The organism is Amycolatopsis tolypomycina, from assembly GCF_900105945.1.
Taxonomy (GTDB): domain Bacteria; phylum Actinomycetota; class Actinomycetes; order Mycobacteriales; family Pseudonocardiaceae; genus Amycolatopsis; species Amycolatopsis tolypomycina.
Genome location: NZ_FNSO01000004.1, coordinates 7,246,453 through 7,262,479, shown reverse-complemented (window position 1 = coordinate 7,262,479; position 16,027 = coordinate 7,246,453). Strand labels below are relative to the sequence as shown.

Below are 16,027 nucleotides of genomic sequence, written 5' to 3'. Positions count from 1 at the left end.
TGCCCATGAGTTAGATGGATGTCAATATAGATAGGTGGCTAAACAGCAAGAGGGGCCGACGTTGCTTCCGGTGATGAGGGAGGGCTGCTGCGCGCCTTTGGCCGCCGAGGCTTTGACGGCCGACCAGGCGGTGGACCTGGCGAAGGCGTTCAAGGCGCTGGGCGACCCGGTGCGGTTGCGCCTGCTGTCGCTGATCACCTCGGCGGGAGGCGAAAGCTGCGTCTGCGATCTGACCGCAGCGTTCGACCTGAGCGGCCCGACGATCTCCCATCACCTGAAGGTGCTGCGCGAAGCAGGCCTGGTCACCAGCGAACGCCGCGGGACGTGGGTGTACTACCGGCCCAGGTCGGAGACCCTGAGCCAGCTGTCCGGCCTGCTCGCCATCCCGGGGCTCGCCTCGGTGTCTTGAGGCTCGTCGGTCAGATCGCGCTGTCGGCGATGATGGTTCGTAGTTCTTCGATGACTTCGGGCGGCTGACCTTGGTCGCCCCAGAGTGCCGTTGTGCTGGTGTTCCACAGCCTGCCCGGCACGCTCGTGGGCGTGAGCATGACGCCCAGAGTGCAGTGTTCCCAGTCTCCGACCGCGGTGCTGTAGTCGTGGTGTAGCACCTGCATCCGAAAAGTCAAGGCGTAGTTGGCTTCCTCGGAGAGCTTCGACGCCACGATGAACACCAGCGGATCGAATTCGCCTGGGTTGGGAATCACCGTCCGGCTGTGCGTGAGCGTTCCGTCGCCCTGGTGCTGGGCGGCGGACTTCATGAACTGCACCAAGGTGCGGCCGAGCTCGCTGCGGTTGCCCACTGGTAGCCCGTCCAGCGCGGCGAGCATGAGCAGCCGATCTGCTTCCCGGCCGTCTGGGATCGGGGTGTTCGCCACGTCTTCCATGATCATCCGGTAGAGGATGTGCGCGGCTCGATCTTCGCGGCCTACTGGTTCGAGCGGGGCCCGGGCGGTCGAGACCATCGTTGTCGGCTTCGCGTCGACGAGGGGGGCCACCGCCGGATCCACCGGATCAGGCCTGGCGGCCACGTCGGCCAGGGCGTACTCGTGGTACCGGCGGGGCTCGCCGCCGAGTTCGACGATGTCGCCGCCTCGGGCCGCGCGCAGGAGGTAGGCGAGCACGAACCGCGTCGAGCGCAGGTGATCGAACAGGAACTCCCAGTCCCGGCGAAGCAGCACGATCGCCGGCACCTCGGTGGGCGCCTGAGGGGGTTGGAACCCGCGCGGCGGGTCGGTGTGGTCGACGATGACCACGGTGAGCCAGGTGTAGTCCTTGCCGTCCACGGGCACCGTGCGGCCGCGGGCGTTGGTCATGTTCGCGCTGGTCAGCTTCAGCTGACGCACGGTTCCGCTGCCCTGCTTCAGCCCCTTCTCGACGTTCTTGCGCAGCCAGGACAGCTCGCGGTCGGCGTTGTCGGTGGGATCGGTGCGGCTCTTGGACTGGATGACGGCTGCGTGGTCGCCGACGAGCAGCAGCCCGTCGCCGAGTTCGCGCACGCCGGATCCGACGCGCTGTTGTTCGGGCAGGAAGACAAAGTCCGGTAGGCCCCAGGTCGCTGCCGCGTCGCGGATGGCGTCCTCGGCCGCATGACCCTGGGTCTCGCCATCCGGCAACGGCGAGGCGTCCGGAATGCGGCGGATCGCGGTGCCGGCGTCGGTCTCGATCACCAGCGTCAGCGGTTCGGCCACGGTGCCTCCTTCTCCGTCCAAACCGGCATCGCATCACGAGCTCGCCATGTCCGCTACTGGATTCTCCCCGGGCGCGTGGAGTACCTGCGATGCCCTGAACGTCTGCGAGCTCAGCGCTCGGCGGGCAGGGTGAGCTGGGCTCGGTGGAAGTCGAAGTGCTGGGTCGGGAAGCGGTAGACGTCAGCCACGGTCATGTAGTCGCGGAAGAACGGGTCCCAGCGGGTCGGGTAGTGCATGCCCAGCGTCAGGTCAGCGTCCGTTTCCCGGTCGAGCCGGCGGTGCAGCTTCACGATGGTCCGGTCGAACAGCGCGAGCATCCAGCGGCGCGGCATCGTCGTCCCGCCCAGCCAGGAACCGGCGAAGTTCACCACGTCGAACGGCTTGGTCCCGGCGTTGAGCAGCGACGCGTACCAGCGGCTCACCCCATCGGGCCGCCGCCCGAACCAGTGCACCAGCCGCAGCAAAGCCCGCATGATCAGGTAACCGAGCAGCATGTGGAACAACAACTGCCGGTTGTTCCACTTGGTGCCGGAACTCGCCCGGCGCAGGTCGTCTTCGCCGGCGGCGGCGAGAAGCGCGTGGAACTCCTGCCGCGCCCGCTCCAGCTCGTCGTGAACCTCCTGCTTGTCCACCCGGCCAGTGTTCTCCTGGAACACCGGCGTGACCACGCCTTCTCCGTGATCGCCGCTGTTCCGAGATCCAAGAACGTGTCACCTCGCCGGCTCGCAGCAGCGTCGCGCCACCGTGTTCGAGCTCAGCCGCGCGGTGACGTAAGCGGCGTCGCGGCCGACACCGCGCACAGTGGCCGACGCGAGGCTGCGCTGCCATTCCAGCCCCACATACCCGACCCCGGCGACCACTGTGGACAGTCCACGTGAGTGCAGCGGGATGCCGTCCTCCGTCAAGGCGCCGAGGTCTTCCAGGTAGGACAGCTCGGGCCGGAAGCCGGTGGCGAGGATGACGGCGTCGACGTGCTCGCGGCTGCCGTCCGGCCACTGCACCTGGTCGCCTTCGAGACAGGTGAACATGACGCGGCGGTCGGGGCTGCCGGCGGCAAGTGCTTCGCGGTAGCGGCCGGAGTCGATGACCGGTGACGCCGGTGTGCTGCGCAAGAGATGCCCGATCGGCAGGTGGTCGAAGCCGAGCGCGGCGGACCAGAAGTGCACGTCCCGGCCCAGCGGCCGTTGCGGCGCGAACTTCACCGGCGCGCGGGTGGCGAGGCTGACGCGGGCATGCGCGGCGAGCTCGACGGCGATCTGCACCGCCGAGTTCCCCGCACCCACGACGATGACCCGCTGCCCGGCGAACGGGCCGGGTTCGCGGTAGTCGCTGCTGTGCAGCACCGTGCCGGTGAACTCCGCCAGCCCCGGCAGGGCGGGACGGTGCGGGCGGCCAAATCCGCCGGTCGCGGCGATCAGGATCGGTGCCCGCACCGCCGTCTCGCCGGTGGCGTGCGCGGTGAAGCCGCCGCCGTCGCGGGTCACGGCGGTGACGCGGTGGCGGGTGCGGATGTCGACCTCGAGGTGGGCGGCGTAGCTGCGCAGGTAGTCCACGACCTCGTCGCGGTGTGGGTATCGCTCGGGATCGCCGGGGAAGGGCAGGCGGGGCAGGCTGCTGTAGCGGGCAGGGGAGAAGAGGGTGAGGCTGTCGTAGTAGTGCGGCCACGATCCGACCGGCTCGGGCCCGGCTTCCAGCAGCACGGGCGACAGCCCGCGGGTGCGGAGGGCGTGGGCGGCGGCGAGGCCGGCCTGGCCACCGCCCACGACGATCGCGTCGAAGTCGGTCATGACGTTCTCCCAGTAGGTATTCGAGGATTGCTGGCCAGCGCCAGCACGGCAGCCGCGGTGTTGACCGCGGCGAGGACGAGGAAGGCGTGGGCGTAGCCGCCCAGCAGCCCGGCGAGCGCGGCGCCCGCGAACGGGGCGAGCGCCATGGTGATCGTCATCGGCGCGGCCATCAGGCCGTTGAGGCGGCCGTAGTGCGTGGCACCCCAGCGGTCGGTGATCGCCGTCGCCTGCAGCAAGGTGAAGACGCCGCGGGCCATCCCGGCCACGACCGCCGCGGCGATCAGCGCGGCCGTCGAGGACAGCACCGCCATCAACGCGGTCGTCATCGACGTGGCCAGCAGGATGATGCCCGTGCGGGCCCGGACGCTGGTGGTCCGCGAGAGCGTGCTGTAGCCGAGCCGGCCCAGCACCTGCCCGGCACCGCCGAGACCGAGCGCGACGGCGGCGATCCCGGGGCTGACCCCGCGTTCGGTCAGCAGCGGCACCAGGTTCACCACCACCGCGAACGCCGAGAACGTCGCCATGCTCAACGCCACGACCAGCACCAGGAACGCGCCGCTGCGGGCGATCCGCCGCGGGTCGTCGTGCTCGACGTGCACCGCCGGCTCGGCGTCCGGCCACGGCCCCCGCAAGCCCCGCCAGTGCGCGGGAATCGTGACCGCCGCCAAGACGACGGCCAGCACCAAGTAGGTGTGGCGCCAGTCCAGATGCGCGGCCAGCAACGCCGTCACCGGCGCGAACACCGTGCTCGCCAGACCCCCGGCCAAGGTGAGCACGGTCAGGGCCGAGATCCGGCGCGGCCCGTACCAGCGGGTCAACGCGGCGAACGCCGGCGGATACAGCACCCCGCTCATCGCCGCGCCGGCCATCGCCCAGGCGATCACGAACCACGCGAGGTTCTGCGCGGTCGCCACCGCGAGCACCGCCAGCACGCCCAGGATCGAGCCGGTGGTCATCACCGCGCGGGGTCCGCGACGGTCCAGCCACCGCCCGACCGGGATCCCGACGAGGGCGGTGACCAGCTGCGCGCCGGACAGCGCCGCGACCACCGCCGTGGTCGGCCAGCCGGTCGCGCGGGCGATGTCCGGGGCGAGCACGGGGAAGGCGTAGTAGAGGATTCCCCAGCTGGTGATCTGGGTGACGCACAGGATCGCGAGCACCCGGCGCAGCCCCGACCTGCTCAAGGACTGCGCCGCGGTGCTCGTGCTTGTCGGCACCGGGTCAGTTCGACGCGGCGGGCGGCGCCGACAGCGTCAGCAGCTCCGGCTCGGCCGGTCCGCAGCAGCCGGACGCGCCGCTGTCGGGCTCGTCGAACAGGCCGGCGCCGCCGCAGACCCCGGTCTCGGCCATGATCAGCTCGACCCGGGCGGCCGCCTCGTGGTCGCCGGCCAGCTGGGCGGCGATGCTGCGGACCTGCTCGTAGCCGGTCTGGGCCAGGAACGTCGGCGCGCGCCCGTAGCTCTTCATCCCGGCCAGGTAGAAGTTCTGCTCGGGGTGCGAGAGCTCCTTCGCGCCGTGGGGGTAGACGGTGCCGCAGGAGTGGACGTTTGGGTCGACCAGCGGCGCCAGTGCGACCGGTGCCTGCAGCGTCGGGTCCAGCTCCAGCCGGATCTCCGACAGCCACGACAGCTCCGGCCGGAACCCGGTCAGGGCGATCACCTCGTCGACGTCCTCGAGCCGTCGGCCGTCCGCCGAGACCAGCGTGATCGATCCGCCGGTGCGCTCGATCCCCTCGGTGCGGAACCCGGTCACCACGGTGACCTGGCCGGCGTCGACGGCCTCCTTTGCGCGCAGCCCGAGCGCCCCGCGGGCCGGGAGCTGGTCGGCGTCACCGCCGCCGAAGGTGTTGCCGATCCCGCCGCGCCGCAACACCCAGCTGATCCGCGTGTCCTCGCCGAGCCCGGCCAGCGCGACCAGCGCCGTCAGCGCGGAATGCCCGCTGCCCGCGACGACGATGTGCTTTCCCGCGTACCGGTCCCGCTCCGCCGCCAGGTCCGGCACCCGGTAGGAGATCCGGTCGGCCGCGGCGCGCTCGCCGATCGCGGGCAGGCCCTCGCCGCCGAGTGGGTTCGGGGTCGTCCACGTCCCGGACGCATCGATGACCGCGCGGGCCAGGAGCCGCTCCTCGCCGTCGGCGGTGCGGACGTGCACGGAGAACGGCTCGCCGTCGCGGCCGCTGTCGACGATCCGGTCGCGGCCGCGCCGAGCGACCCCGATGACCTTGGTCCCGAACCGCACTCGTTCGCCGAGGACGGCGGCCAGCGGACGCAGGTACGCCTCGGCCCATTCACGGCCGGTCGGGTAGGCGCTGCCGTCGGGCTGGACCCAGCCGGTCGGCTCCAGCAGCCGCGCGGCGGCCGGGTCGACCAGCTCCGACCACGGCGAGAACAGCCGGACGTGGTTCCACTCCGCTACCGCGGCACCGGCCTGGGCGCCGCGTTCGAGCACCAGCGGCTCGAGGCCGCGTTCTAGCAGCTGCGCGGCCGCGGCCAGCCCCACCGGGCCGGCGCCCACGACGACAACGGGCAACTCGTCCATCCCCAGGTCCTTTCATTGATACTGCTTGATGAAGCGATGCCGAGCAATGTATCGACCGTCATTGATTGACGCAACCATCGACCGCGGTCAATACTTGAGGCATGACGACGACCCTGCCGGTCACGCCGCCGGTACTGCCGGACGCCGAGGCCGCCACGTACGCGGAGTGGTTCTCCTGCCTGGCCGAACCGACCCGGGTCAAGATCCTGCACGTCGTGGCGACCGCGAACCGCGAGCTCACCATCGGCGGGCTGACCGAGATCATGGGCATCAGCCAGGGCAACGTCTCCCATCACGTCCGCAAGCTCGCCGACGTCGGGTTCCTGCACATGCAGAAGCGCGGCACGGCCACCGTCGTCACGGTCAATGAGGCTTGCTGTACCGGCCTGCCGCACGCGGCCGACGCGGTCATGGGCCTGCTCGCTCCCCGCCCCTGCTGCCCCGAAGACGTCCCGGACGACGTCGCCGTGCGGCCGCTGCGCCGAGGTGACTGGGGCGCGGTGCGGCGTATCTACTCTGAAGGCATCGCCACCGGCATCGCGACGTTCGAGACCGCGGTGCCCAGCCGTGACGAGCTGCACGCGAAGTGGCTGCCCGGGCACCGCTGGGTCGCCGAGATGGACGGCGAGGTCGTCGGCTGGGCCGCCGCAGCGCCGGTGTCCCCCCGGGAGTGCTACTCCGGGGTCGCCGAAACCTCGATCTACGTCGGCGAAGGCCATCGTGGCCGCGGCGTCGGCAAGGCGCTGATCCGCACGCAGGTCACCGAAGCCGACGCTGCCGGACTCTGGACGCTGCAGACGTCAATCTTCAACGAGAACCGCGCCTCGATCGCGCTGCACCGCGCGGCCGGCTACCGCACCCTCGGCGTCCGCGAACGCATCGCCCAACGTGACGGCGTCTGGCACGACACCGTCTTCCTCGAACGCCGCAGCCCGGTGAGCTGACGCTGCCTGGCAGAGAGCCGCCCTCCTGACCGGGGCCGGGGAGGGCGGCTCTCTGGTTGTTCCGCGGGAAGTCGATCAGGGAAGTCGGAACGCCTGGACGCTCGGCGTTCGTGCTCCCAGGTCGCTGTTCAGCGTCGACAGGACGGTGCCGTTGACGACAGCCGGACTGATCTCGAAGTTGGTGCTGTCCGCGGAGAGCTGCAGCTTCGCGAGGGTAGCGCCGTTGTCCAGCCGCACCGCGTTGACGACCGAGCCGTCGATTCCGGTGCCGAAGTACACGACACCGTTCGCGACGACGGGATCACCACCGGCCGACGGCATCGATGTGGTCTTCTGCCAGAGCGTTGCACCCGTACGGGGGTTCAGCGCCCGGATCAGCGCGGTCGTGTTGCCGGAGTTGTTGGTAACAAGCACCGCGTTCGACGTCACCGCGGGAGTTTGCCAGAACTGGAAGACATCCTTGCGCTGCCAGCGGATGGCACCGTTCCCGGTGTCGAAGGCCAGCATCCCCTGGCTCGCGTACTGGGTACCGACATAGACCAGGCCGTCGGCGACGGCGGGGGTGCCGTCCATGGTCACGGCCGTGGTCTGCGACCAGACCGTCGTTCCGGTCGTTGCGTTGAGTGTGTAGAGCCGGCCTTGCTGGGGCGACGGGTAGTTGGGTTCGAGCCGGGTGACCACGTAGACGCCATTCGCCCAGACGGCGAGACCAGTGACCAGGTAGACCGGCAGGTCGTCGCGCCACAGCACGGTGCCCGAAATGGAGTCCACCTTCGCCACGGCGGTCGGGGTGAGCACGTAGGCCGTGCGGCCGTCGAGCGCGCCGCTGCCCGCGCCGCACCCGCCGCCGCCGGTGAGGGACGTCTGGCTCCACGCTGTTGATCCGTCGGCGAGGTTGTAGGCGAAGAGGCCTTGGTCGGTTTGAACCAGGACGCGGGTTCCGTCGGTGAGCGGGTGGCAGCCCCAGCCGTTCAGCTGTTTCTGCCACAGCAGTGCGCCGGTCTTCATGCTGACGGCGTTCAGCTGACTGGTAGAGGTCGCCGGGTCGAATGCAGTGAAAACGGCCTCGTCGCGCCACACGACCGGGCGGGAGAAGATCCAGCCCGCGGGTCCGGTGTACTGCCAGGCTCTCTTCAGCTTGCCCGCGTTGCCGGTCGTGATGGTTGACTCGTTCGTGTTGAAGCCGGTGTGCGCCGCGTTCAGGCCTTCCTGCGACCAGCCGGCGGAGGCAATCCGGTCGTTGAGCCAGTCGCCTGCTCGATTGGTGAAGCCGGCATCGATGTAGTGCAGGTGCGAGCAGTAGAGCCCGCTGTGGGGATCGCAGGCCCATGCGTCGGCGAGCGAGTAGTTGCAGACCGGGTCGCCGGCGAGGCAGTAGCTGCGGACCACATTGGTTCGCGCTGAGGGGACGGTTCGTACCGTGCCGGCACCGAGAGCTTGCCAAACTCCTACTCGGTGCGGGTCGTACGGGCCGACGTCGATGACGGCTTGGCCAGGGTTGAACCGAGGGTCGCCGAGCAGGGTGAGGCCCACGACCATGTCCTGCGCTGCCTTCCCCAGGCTCTGGTACACATCGCCCGCGACATGGGCGCCTTGGCTGTAGCCCGCGAGCACCACCGCCGATCCGGAGCAACGGGTTGCGAACGAGTTTAGGAAGCTGGTCAGAACGTTGATGCCTTTGGCGATGCTGTCGCGGTAGTTGGAGAGGTAACGGGGATCCAGGGGGCTGACGGGGATTGCCGGATAGTCGATGAAGTACGTTTGCGCATCCGGGTACTTTGCGAGAACGCGTTCCCGCACGGAGTTGACGGTGGTTCCGTATCCGGCGCCGTCGCTGTTTTTCTCGCCGGAACCTCGAACGCCGACGAACTGGACGGCGGGGCAGGCGGCATCGGCACCGTAAGCTGTGGGTGGGCCGGTAGTTCCGAGCGAAGTCAGTGCTGAGCCCAGTATCGTGGCAGCGAGCGCCAAGGCCGCCCGTGTTCGCAACTTCATGACTTTCTCCTTCATTTTTCGCCGCGTTGCAAGGGGTCGGCCCGATCAAGGAATCTGTTACGTTGCTTCATGCTGGCAAAACTATTTAGCGTAAGTTGGCGGTGTCGATCGATTTGTTTGTTACTTTCTGGTTGCACTGAGCCGCACGGCCGCGCAGCTCGGCGAGACGGGCTTGGATGCTTCGGCGTTCGTCGGCTCCTTGCCATCGACCGCGGCGTCAAGCTGGCGCCTATGCGCCTATGCGCCTATGCGCCTATGCGCCTATGCGTTGAGGAGGTGATCGGCGAGTACCCGTCTGCGGCGCGGCAAGACGAGGTCTGCGCAGGTCACGGCAAGGGTGCGCGCTTCTCGGGCAGGTTGAGCAGCAGGTCGCCGTGGTCATCGACGCGGTCGAGGACGTCGTCGGCGGTGAACACCCGCCGGCTGGCGTGCCGGCACGCTTCCACTTCGTCCCAGGTGATCGGCGTGGACACGGTCGGGTGGTCGCGGCCGCGCAGGGAGTACGGCGCGATCGTGGTTTTGGCCGGATTGTTCTGGGACCAGTCGATGAACACGCGATTGGTGCGCTGATTCTTCGCCATCACAGCGGTGACCGAGTCGGGTGTTTCCCGGGCCAGCCGCTGCGCCAGCTTCTTGGCGTAGGCGGACGGTGCGGCGGGGTCGCCGGTGTCGATGGCGGCGTAGAGTTGCATCCCCTTCGACCCAGACGTCTTCGCGAACGGGGTCAGCCCATCGTCGAGCAGAAGATCGCGTAGCCGCTCGGCGACCCGGCAGCACTGCACGATCGACGTGCCAGGGCCGGGGTCGAGGTCGAACACGAGCAGATCCGCCGGCAGCCGGTGGGCGCCGGCGTCGACCTGCCACTGGGGGACGTGGAGTTCGAGGGCGGCCATGTTCGCCGCCCACACCAGGGCGGCGAGTTCGTCGAGGAGGGCGTATTCGATTTCGCCTTCGCCGCGGCCGGAGCGGCTGCCGGTGCTGGGCAGCCGGACCGTGGGCAGCCAGCTCGGGGCGCCGTTGGGGACGTTCTTTTCGAAGAACTGCTGCCCGCCGACACCGTCTGGGAACCGGATGAACGTCACCGGCCGGTCGGCGATATGAGGCAGCAGGACCTCGGCGACGCGGGAGTAGTAGTTGATGACCTCGCCCTTGGTGAAGCCATCCGGATACAGCGGCTTGTCCAGATTGGACAGTGTGAGTCGCCGTTTCCCGGCCTGTACTGTGACTTTCTTGCCCAACGGCGGTGTCGGCGCGGCTGGCGTGCTCGGGGTGGGCGCGGTTTCGGCGGCGACGCGTTCGCGGGCGCGTGGGGCGAGCACCTCGGTGGGGGCGCGGTCGTGGCGCAGGCCGCGCCAGGCGGTGTGGCGCGGCCGGCCGGCGCCGCGGGTGAACTGCCGGTAGACGACCTCACCGACCAGCTCCGGCTTGACCCAGTGCGCGCGGGCGGTGTCCTCCCTCGGCGGTGTGACCGCGAAGGGGTGCCGACGTCGCCGATGTAGACCAGGTCGCCGGTGCCGGGGTCGTGCCCGCCGAGCAGCAGTCCGCCGAGACTGCCGGAGAGCCTGTTCTGGCCAGGTGCTGGTAGGCCGAAATATGAGAACTCGTCGAATAGTCGACCGCTTGGGGACCAAAGTAGTGCTCGGGTCTCCCGAGGTGATCAGAGTCCTGACGGCGCTCGCGCGACTGGCTAGGTAGGCCGGTTAGCAGTCGGCGCGTGGAGTCACTTGCCCGATGGCACCGAGGTGTTCACCCAGGAGGAAGGCAAAGACCAACCCCGCGGGCAGTGGTACCTGCGACAGATGCTCGGCTCGGCGAACATCACCGGGAGCTCGTTGTTTCATTTGCTGTCGGGAAATCTCAGCCACCAGATCGAGCACCACCTGTTCCCGGGCCTGCCCTCGCGCCGCTACCCGCAGATCGCCGCGGAAGTACGCGAAATCTGCGAGCGGTACCACCTGCCGTACAACACGGAGTCCCTGTCCCGTCAGCTCGACTCGGTCGTCTGGAAGATCTTCCGCCTCGCTGTGCCCTGGGCGACGTAGCGGCCACGCGCGGTACATTGCCGGGAGCGCACCCGCGGTGGCGGAGCTGATCCGGACCTTGTCTTTTCCGAGTCGGTGTGGTGTGACACCGACTCGGAGGAGCCCGGTATGCGGTGGCGAGCGGTTCGTGGCTGAACTCGACGTCCTGCGGGCGAGCGTGCTGGCCGCGCTCGCCGGCGGTCAGACCGGCAGGGGGGTCGAGATCGTCGGCCGGGTGTGCCGCGCGTGCGTCCGGCTGCTCCCGGTGGACGGCGCTGCGGTGTCGGTGATGGCGGACGCCGGACGCCGGGAGGTCGTCTACACCAGCAATGCGGTGAGCGCCGCCCTGGCCGAGCTGCAGTTCTCCCTCGGGGAAGGACCGTGTTTCGAGTCCTATTCCCACGGGAGCCCGGTGCTGGTCCCCGATCTGGCCGCCGGGCTCCCGCTCGGCTGGCCGGTGTTCGCCGCGCAGGCCGCCGAGTACCCGGTGGCGGCGTTGTTCACCTTCCCGGTGCAGATCGGGGTGGTGCGCGTGGCGACCTTGGACACCTACCGGGGCACTCCGGGCTCGCTGACCGACGACGAGCTCTCCACCGCCCTGCAGGTGGCGGACCTCGCCGCGCTGGCGCTGAGCGGCCTGCTCGACGGGGACCGGTGGCTTGACGGGAATGGGCAGTGGATGGAGGGGGCCGGGATGCGGCACCGAGAGGTGCACCAGGCCACCGGGATGTTGATCGCGCAGCTGGACCTGCCGGCCGGGGAGGCGTTGGCCCGGATGCGCGCCTATGCGTTCGGGCACGGCCGCGCGTTGCGGGACGTCGCCGCCGACATCGTCGCCGGCCGGCTCGAATTGGACCAGGAGCCCTGGTGAGGACCACCATGAAGACTTCAGACGAGCAACGAGGAGATGGTGGGTATGGCCGACCGTGAACGACAGGTGACCCGGACGTTCGTCGCGTTGGCCGACACCCTCGTGGACAACTTCGACGTCGCCGACCTGCTGCACACGCTGGTGCGGCGTTGCGTGGAGCTGCTCGACGTCGCTGCGGCGGGTCTGACGCTGGCCGATGAACGCGGCAGCCTGCAGGTGCTCGCGTCCTCGACCGAGCAGGCTCGTCTGCTCGAGCTCTTCCAGCTCGGCATCGACGAGGGCCCGTGCGTGGAGTGCTTCTCGAGCCGGGCCCCGGTCCTGGTCGCCGACATCACGGCGGAGGGCGCGCGGTGGCCGCGGTTCGCGGCGGAGGCCGCGCGGCAGGGTTTCGCGTCGGTGCATTCGATGCCGATGAGGCTGCGCAAGCAGACCATCGGCGCGCTGAACCTGTTCGGCACCCTGCCTGGTGAACTCGGGGCCGACGACATCGACCTGGCGCAGGGGCTGGCTGATACGGCGACAATCGGCATTCTCCAGGAGCGGGCGATCCGGCATGAGGAGATGATGTCCGAGCAGTTGCAGACCGCCCTGAACAGCCGGGTGACCATCGAGCAGGCGAAGGGTGTCCTGGCCGTGACCGGCCAGCTCGGTATGGATGACGCCTTCGTCGCGTTGCGCAGCTACGCTCGCAGCCACAACGTCCTGCTCGGCGAGGTCGCCCGCGGACTCGCGGAGCGGACCCTCGACCCGGCAGTTGTACTGGCCCCGCGGCGTCGCAACCCGTGACCGCCGGGGTCAGCTCCGAGGTGTGAGGTATGGTCCCGGATCGCCGCCGGGCCGGGCGCCGCTGCCGAGCCAGCGCAGGAAGCCGCTGCGGTCGCGGCGTTCGATTTCGTCGAGGTAGTCCTGCCGGCGTTGGACAAGGTGACGGCGGGCTGATGCATCCCGGGAGACGAGCAGCTGGAAGTAGCTGCGCCGCCACGACGTGCACAGTTCATCGAGGCTCAGCTCGGTGACCGGCCTGGCCGGCGGGGGCGAGATGACCGCGGCGACGACGTCGTTCGTGCGGGGCCTGGAACGGTGGTCGCTTCGCCGCAGGTCGGCCACCAGCGCCAGGGCGGCGAACACGACCACTAGGGCCGCCGTGAGCGCGCCACTCAACGTCGCCAGCATCCCGGAGACGGTGAAGAACAGCGCGAAGAAGATCGCCGCGGCGAGCGCGCCCGCCCGCAGAGCGGCTGTCCGCGTCCGGGCCGGCATTCCGTGCCGGACCGGTGGGCTGACCGCGGTGACGAGGGCACCGATCGTCAGCCCCAGCATGCCCAGCCCGGCTAGCCCGCCGGGCGATGTGCCCAGCACGCCGAGCGGCGCGAAGACGCCGACGAGGAGGGCGGCCGTGGCCCAGGCCGTGCGTGCGAGCATGGTTCGCCTCAGCGTTCGGGGCGTGTGCCGGGCCGTCCGTCCCGCACCGCCGTCGGAGATCGTGACCGCCGGGGTCTGGGGCGTCGGCCTGACTCTATCCGCCCGCCCGCAACGGCAACAGCCGCCGACGGGATCGCCCGGTCGGCCCTGCCGGCCCGCCGAGATCGCCGCGTACGCTGGGCCACCGCCCCGGACCCCGGCGACGTGCCCGTCAACCGCCGACCGAACCCGGGATGTGCCATGCCGTCACCGCTGGACGATCTGTACGACGACTATCCGGTGGGCTGGGTCCTCACCTACCGCAGCCGCCGGACGCCCGGTCCGCCGTTCGGCGGCTGCGCGGTCGGAGTGGTCCTCGGCCCTCCGGTGCGGGACTCCCGCACCGGCCTCGAGCTGATCCCGCTCGCCTCTGCCGGAGCCGTCCCCGGCGCGCCCCCGGTCTGGGTGCCGGACCGGGACATCATCGGCATCGAGCCCCGGCAGCGCCCCAGTTGACGGGCTCATCCCACCGTCGGCCGAACCGTCCTCAAAGGACGCTCGTGTGCAGACCACCCGCCTGGCTGAGGACGGCACGTCCAGGCCGGGTTACGCTGGACGTCACGCCCCGGACCCCGGCGCTCGAACCGACCTTCGAGTGAGCGGGGTGGCGACATGGGCATGGCCGAGGGCAGCGAATCCGGCGCGGACCGGACGTGGCCGACCAGGCACGGCGGCGGCTACCCGAAAGGCTGGCAGGTCCGATACCGCGGTCGCCGGGAGGGAACGGCGCTCGGCTTCGCCTCACCGCGGGCGAGGCAGGACCGGATCGGCACCGTCGCGGGCCCCAGTCTGCGGGCCGAGCACACCGGCACGACTTGGGTGCCGGTCCGGCCCTTCTGCGCGGTTTCGGGCACGCCGCTGAAACTCGTGCGGGCCACGGACATCATCGACGCCCGGCCACCGGGCGAACCCGTTGCCACGGGAGCTGCGGACGACGAAGACGAGGATGGCGTGGTGGTCGTGGAACCGCCCGACCGTGGCTCCGGCGACGACCCGTCGAGGTGAGGAGCCTCCGTCGCGCTCAATCTGCTGCGTGGACCGCAGCTCGAGGGGTGAGCACGGCGGGGCCTCTGAAAGCCGCGGCACCCCAGAGCCTGATCCGGTCGAGCCCCACCGCTTCCACAGCCTGCATGTGCGAACGCGGGTCGCGGCAAGTAAACGTTACGACGCAACGGTTTCCAGTTTAGGACCGTTCAGCGGAGTTACGATCTGTGCAAGCTCGCTAATCTCTCAGTGAAGCCGTGACTCGCCCCGGACCCCGGCGACGCACCCCTTGGGAAGATCCGGGAGGCCACATCATGGGCGTGCGCCTGCAAGTCGTGCCGACGCAGGGCAAGGATCATCGAGAGGCGCCGGTCCGACGGTGGGCGACGACGTGCGCCCGCGTGGTCCGGCGACTCCAGACGCCGGCGTTCGGCGGCCATCCGGGGAAGAGCACGGCGTGAGCGCCGAGGAACAGCGGCTCCCCGGGCCGGGCCACCGGGTACGGCCGGGCGACCGCAGCTGCGAGCCCGGGCTGGGCGGCGCGCTGGTCCTGACCGGTTTCCTCGCCGCCACCAAGATCGCGGAAGCCGCCACCGGGGTCGTGCTGTCGGCGGCCGGTGTACTCGGCGGCGCGGACGTCCCGCCGGGCCGCGCGGCGGCCGCGCCCGGCGGAGAGTGAGCAGGCGGCCATGGCCATCCCGCCACCAGCGGAACATCCGCGCGGCCTCCGGATCGGCTCGGCCGACGTCGGCAGGCTCGAAGCCGTCACCCGGGAGTTCCGGGCGCTGGACTACCGGCACGGCGGCGGAGCGTGCCACGACGCCGTGCAGCTGCTGCTGCCCTACGCGGAGCTGATGTTGTTCGGTGTGGTGCCGGAAAAAGTGGCGCCTCTGCTGTGTACCGCGGTCGCCGATCTGCACAACCTGTCCGGCTGGGCGAGTTTCGACAAAGGCCGGCCGGGGGTGGCGCTCGCAGCGTTCGGACGGGCGTTGGAGCTGGCGCAGATCGCCGGCAACGACGACCTGGTCGCCAATGTCCGCTACCGGATCGGCCGGCTGTACCTGCACTACGACGCCGTCGAGGAGGCGGTCAACCAGTTCGATCACGGACGGGCCGCGGCCGACCGCATCGACCCCACACTCGCCGGGGCGATTCTATCGGCCAATCTGGCCTGGGCACAGGCGAAGCAGGGCAACGCGGCCGAGGCGCTGGCGTCGCTCCACAGGGCGAGGGATGAGTTCGCGGCCGAAACGGTTCCGGCGCCACCGTGGTCGGCGTTCTTCGGCGCGAACGACCTGACGGCGATGATCGGGACCGTGCACGTCGAACTGGCCCGCAGCGTCGACGTCCGCTACAACGGCTCGGCGATCGACTCGCTCACCTCCGCCGTAGACGGGTACGGGCCGGAGATGACGCGAAGCCGGTCACTGACGCAGATCTGGCTCGCGACCGGGCTTGCGCTCGCCGGAGATCTCACCCGGGCGGCCCGGATCGCCGAGGCGGCGATCGAGGTTGCCACGCAACTGCGGTCGGAGCGGACCAAGCAACGGATGTCCCCGCTCGCCGCGGCCGCCGCCCGGCATCCCGGCAACGCGGATGCCCGCGAGATCCTCGACCGGATCGATCAGCTGCGCGGAGTGGCCGGCTCCGACGAGGTCGCCCACCCCGAGGTCCTCGAACCGTAACGCCTGCCGCACCGATTCGGCTTTTCGGAGCGCGAACGGCTCGACTTCGGCGG

16 protein-coding genes and 2 pseudogenes are annotated in these 16,027 nt (G+C 70.0%); 9 read left to right on the top strand and 9 right to left on the bottom strand.

Annotated features, from left to right (window positions below):
• The first annotated feature begins 73 nt into the window (after positions 1-73).
• On the top strand, positions 74-409 hold the full coding sequence (locus BLW76_RS42980) for an ArsR/SmtB family transcription factor (protein ID WP_091318000.1): 336 nt from the start codon (positions 74-76) through the stop codon (positions 407-409).
• A gap of 10 nt (positions 410-419) precedes the next feature.
• Here BLW76_RS42980 and BLW76_RS42975 read toward each other — a convergent pair whose 3' ends face one another.
• The 5 genes from BLW76_RS42975 to BLW76_RS42955 form a co-directional block, all read right to left on the bottom strand.
• Complete coding sequence (locus tag BLW76_RS42975) at positions 420-1,688, bottom strand: hypothetical protein (protein WP_091317998.1); 1,269 nt, start codon at positions 1,686-1,688, stop codon at positions 420-422.
• Between the two features lie 110 nt (positions 1,689-1,798).
• Positions 1,799-2,356 carry a DinB family protein gene (locus BLW76_RS42970; RefSeq protein ID WP_341866543.1) on the bottom strand — a complete coding sequence of 186 codons (558 nt, stop codon included), beginning with the start codon at positions 2,354-2,356 and terminating at the stop codon, positions 1,799-1,801.
• 42 nt (positions 2,357-2,398) lie between these two features.
• Positions 2,399-3,475, bottom strand: coding sequence for a flavin-containing monooxygenase (locus BLW76_RS42965; RefSeq protein ID WP_091317996.1), 1,077 nt, complete (start codon positions 3,473-3,475; stop codon positions 2,399-2,401).
• On the bottom strand, positions 3,472-4,692 hold the full coding sequence (locus BLW76_RS42960; RefSeq protein ID WP_244170589.1) for an MFS transporter: 1,221 nt from the start codon (positions 4,690-4,692) through the stop codon (positions 3,472-3,474). The genes BLW76_RS42965 and BLW76_RS42960 overlap by 4 nt, the downstream gene beginning before the upstream one ends.
• Positions 4,693-4,696: 4 nt before the next feature.
• Positions 4,697-6,013: an NAD(P)-binding domain-containing protein gene (locus BLW76_RS42955; RefSeq protein ID WP_091317991.1), complete on the bottom strand. Its 1,317-nt coding sequence runs from the start codon at positions 6,011-6,013 to the stop codon at positions 4,697-4,699.
• A 101-nt stretch (positions 6,014-6,114) separates the two neighbouring features.
• On the opposite strand from BLW76_RS42955, the gene BLW76_RS42950 reads away from it, so the two are divergent.
• Positions 6,115-6,957, top strand: coding sequence for a metalloregulator ArsR/SmtB family transcription factor (locus tag BLW76_RS42950; RefSeq protein ID WP_091317989.1), 843 nt, complete (start codon positions 6,115-6,117; stop codon positions 6,955-6,957).
• A gap of 75 nt (positions 6,958-7,032) precedes the next feature.
• Here BLW76_RS42950 and BLW76_RS42945 read toward each other — a convergent pair whose 3' ends face one another.
• The 3 genes and pseudogenes from BLW76_RS42945 to BLW76_RS50730 form a co-directional block, all read right to left on the bottom strand.
• Complete coding sequence (locus BLW76_RS42945; protein ID WP_167384921.1) at positions 7,033-8,952, bottom strand: outer membrane protein assembly factor BamB family protein; 1,920 nt, start codon at positions 8,950-8,952, stop codon at positions 7,033-7,035.
• A 326-nt stretch (positions 8,953-9,278) separates the two neighbouring features.
• Positions 9,279-10,271: a non-homologous end-joining DNA ligase gene (gene ligD / locus BLW76_RS42940; RefSeq protein WP_244170588.1), complete on the bottom strand. Its 993-nt coding sequence runs from the start codon at positions 10,269-10,271 to the stop codon at positions 9,279-9,281.
• A gap of 72 nt (positions 10,272-10,343) precedes the next feature.
• Positions 10,344-10,583: pseudogene (locus tag BLW76_RS50730) on the bottom strand (hypothetical protein); the annotation flags it as partial.
• Positions 10,584-10,673: 90 nt separating this feature from the next.
• On the opposite strand from BLW76_RS50730, the pseudogene BLW76_RS42935 reads away from it, so the two are divergent.
• The 3 genes and pseudogenes from BLW76_RS42935 to BLW76_RS42925 all read left to right on the top strand — a co-directional run.
• A pseudogene (locus BLW76_RS42935) lies at positions 10,674-10,994 on the top strand (fatty acid desaturase family protein); the annotation flags it as partial.
• Between the two features lie 127 nt (positions 10,995-11,121).
• Complete coding sequence (locus tag BLW76_RS42930; protein WP_091317984.1) at positions 11,122-11,844, top strand: GAF and ANTAR domain-containing protein; 723 nt, start codon at positions 11,122-11,124, stop codon at positions 11,842-11,844.
• 45 nt (positions 11,845-11,889) lie between these two features.
• Complete coding sequence (locus BLW76_RS42925; protein WP_091317982.1) at positions 11,890-12,630, top strand: GAF and ANTAR domain-containing protein; 741 nt, start codon at positions 11,890-11,892, stop codon at positions 12,628-12,630.
• 9 nt (positions 12,631-12,639) lie between these two features.
• Here the strand turns inward: BLW76_RS42925 and BLW76_RS42920 are convergent, their stop codons facing one another.
• Positions 12,640-13,266 carry a hypothetical protein gene (locus BLW76_RS42920; protein ID WP_091317980.1) on the bottom strand — a complete coding sequence of 209 codons (627 nt, stop codon included), beginning with the start codon at positions 13,264-13,266 and terminating at the stop codon, positions 12,640-12,642.
• 240 nt (positions 13,267-13,506) lie between these two features.
• Here BLW76_RS42920 and BLW76_RS42915 point away from each other — a divergent pair, with 240 nt between their 5' ends.
• From BLW76_RS42915 to BLW76_RS42900, 4 genes are all read left to right on the top strand, one after another.
• Positions 13,507-13,761: a hypothetical protein gene (locus BLW76_RS42915; protein WP_091317978.1), complete on the top strand. Its 255-nt coding sequence runs from the start codon at positions 13,507-13,509 to the stop codon at positions 13,759-13,761.
• A gap of 156 nt (positions 13,762-13,917) precedes the next feature.
• A complete protein-coding gene (locus tag BLW76_RS42910) occupies positions 13,918-14,310 on the top strand; it encodes a hypothetical protein (protein WP_091317976.1) in 393 nt (130 codons plus the stop codon).
• Between the two features lie 436 nt (positions 14,311-14,746).
• Complete coding sequence (locus BLW76_RS42905) at positions 14,747-14,968, top strand: hypothetical protein (protein ID WP_091317973.1); 222 nt, start codon at positions 14,747-14,749, stop codon at positions 14,966-14,968.
• A gap of 10 nt (positions 14,969-14,978) precedes the next feature.
• Positions 14,979-15,974 (top strand): tetratricopeptide repeat protein, encoded by a 996-nt coding sequence (locus BLW76_RS42900; protein WP_091320584.1) that lies wholly within the window; start codon positions 14,979-14,981, stop codon positions 15,972-15,974.
• The last annotated feature ends 53 nt before the right edge of the window (positions 15,975-16,027 follow it).

Coding starts and splice junctions, on each gene's coding strand:
- BLW76_RS42980 (WP_091318000.1), top strand. CDS start 74: ATGAGGGAGGGCTGCTGCGCGCCTTTGGCCGCCGAGGCTTTGACGGCC.
- BLW76_RS42965 (WP_091317996.1), bottom strand. CDS start 3,475: ATGACCGACTTCGACGCGATCGTCGTGGGCGGTGGCCAGGCCGGCCTC.
- BLW76_RS42955 (WP_091317991.1), bottom strand. CDS start 6,013: ATGGACGAGTTGCCCGTTGTCGTCGTGGGCGCCGGCCCGGTGGGGCTG.
- BLW76_RS42950 (WP_091317989.1), top strand. CDS start 6,115: ATGACGACGACCCTGCCGGTCACGCCGCCGGTACTGCCGGACGCCGAG.
- BLW76_RS42945 (WP_167384921.1), bottom strand. CDS start 8,952: ATGAAGTTGCGAACACGGGCGGCCTTGGCGCTCGCTGCCACGATACTG.
- BLW76_RS42925 (WP_091317982.1), top strand. CDS start 11,890: ATGGCCGACCGTGAACGACAGGTGACCCGGACGTTCGTCGCGTTGGCC.
- BLW76_RS42920 (WP_091317980.1), bottom strand. CDS start 13,266: ATGCTCGCACGCACGGCCTGGGCCACGGCCGCCCTCCTCGTCGGCGTC.
- BLW76_RS42915 (WP_091317978.1), top strand. CDS start 13,507: ATGCCGTCACCGCTGGACGATCTGTACGACGACTATCCGGTGGGCTGG.
- BLW76_RS42910 (WP_091317976.1), top strand. CDS start 13,918: ATGGGCATGGCCGAGGGCAGCGAATCCGGCGCGGACCGGACGTGGCCG.
- BLW76_RS42900 (WP_091320584.1), top strand. CDS start 14,979: ATGGCCATCCCGCCACCAGCGGAACATCCGCGCGGCCTCCGGATCGGC.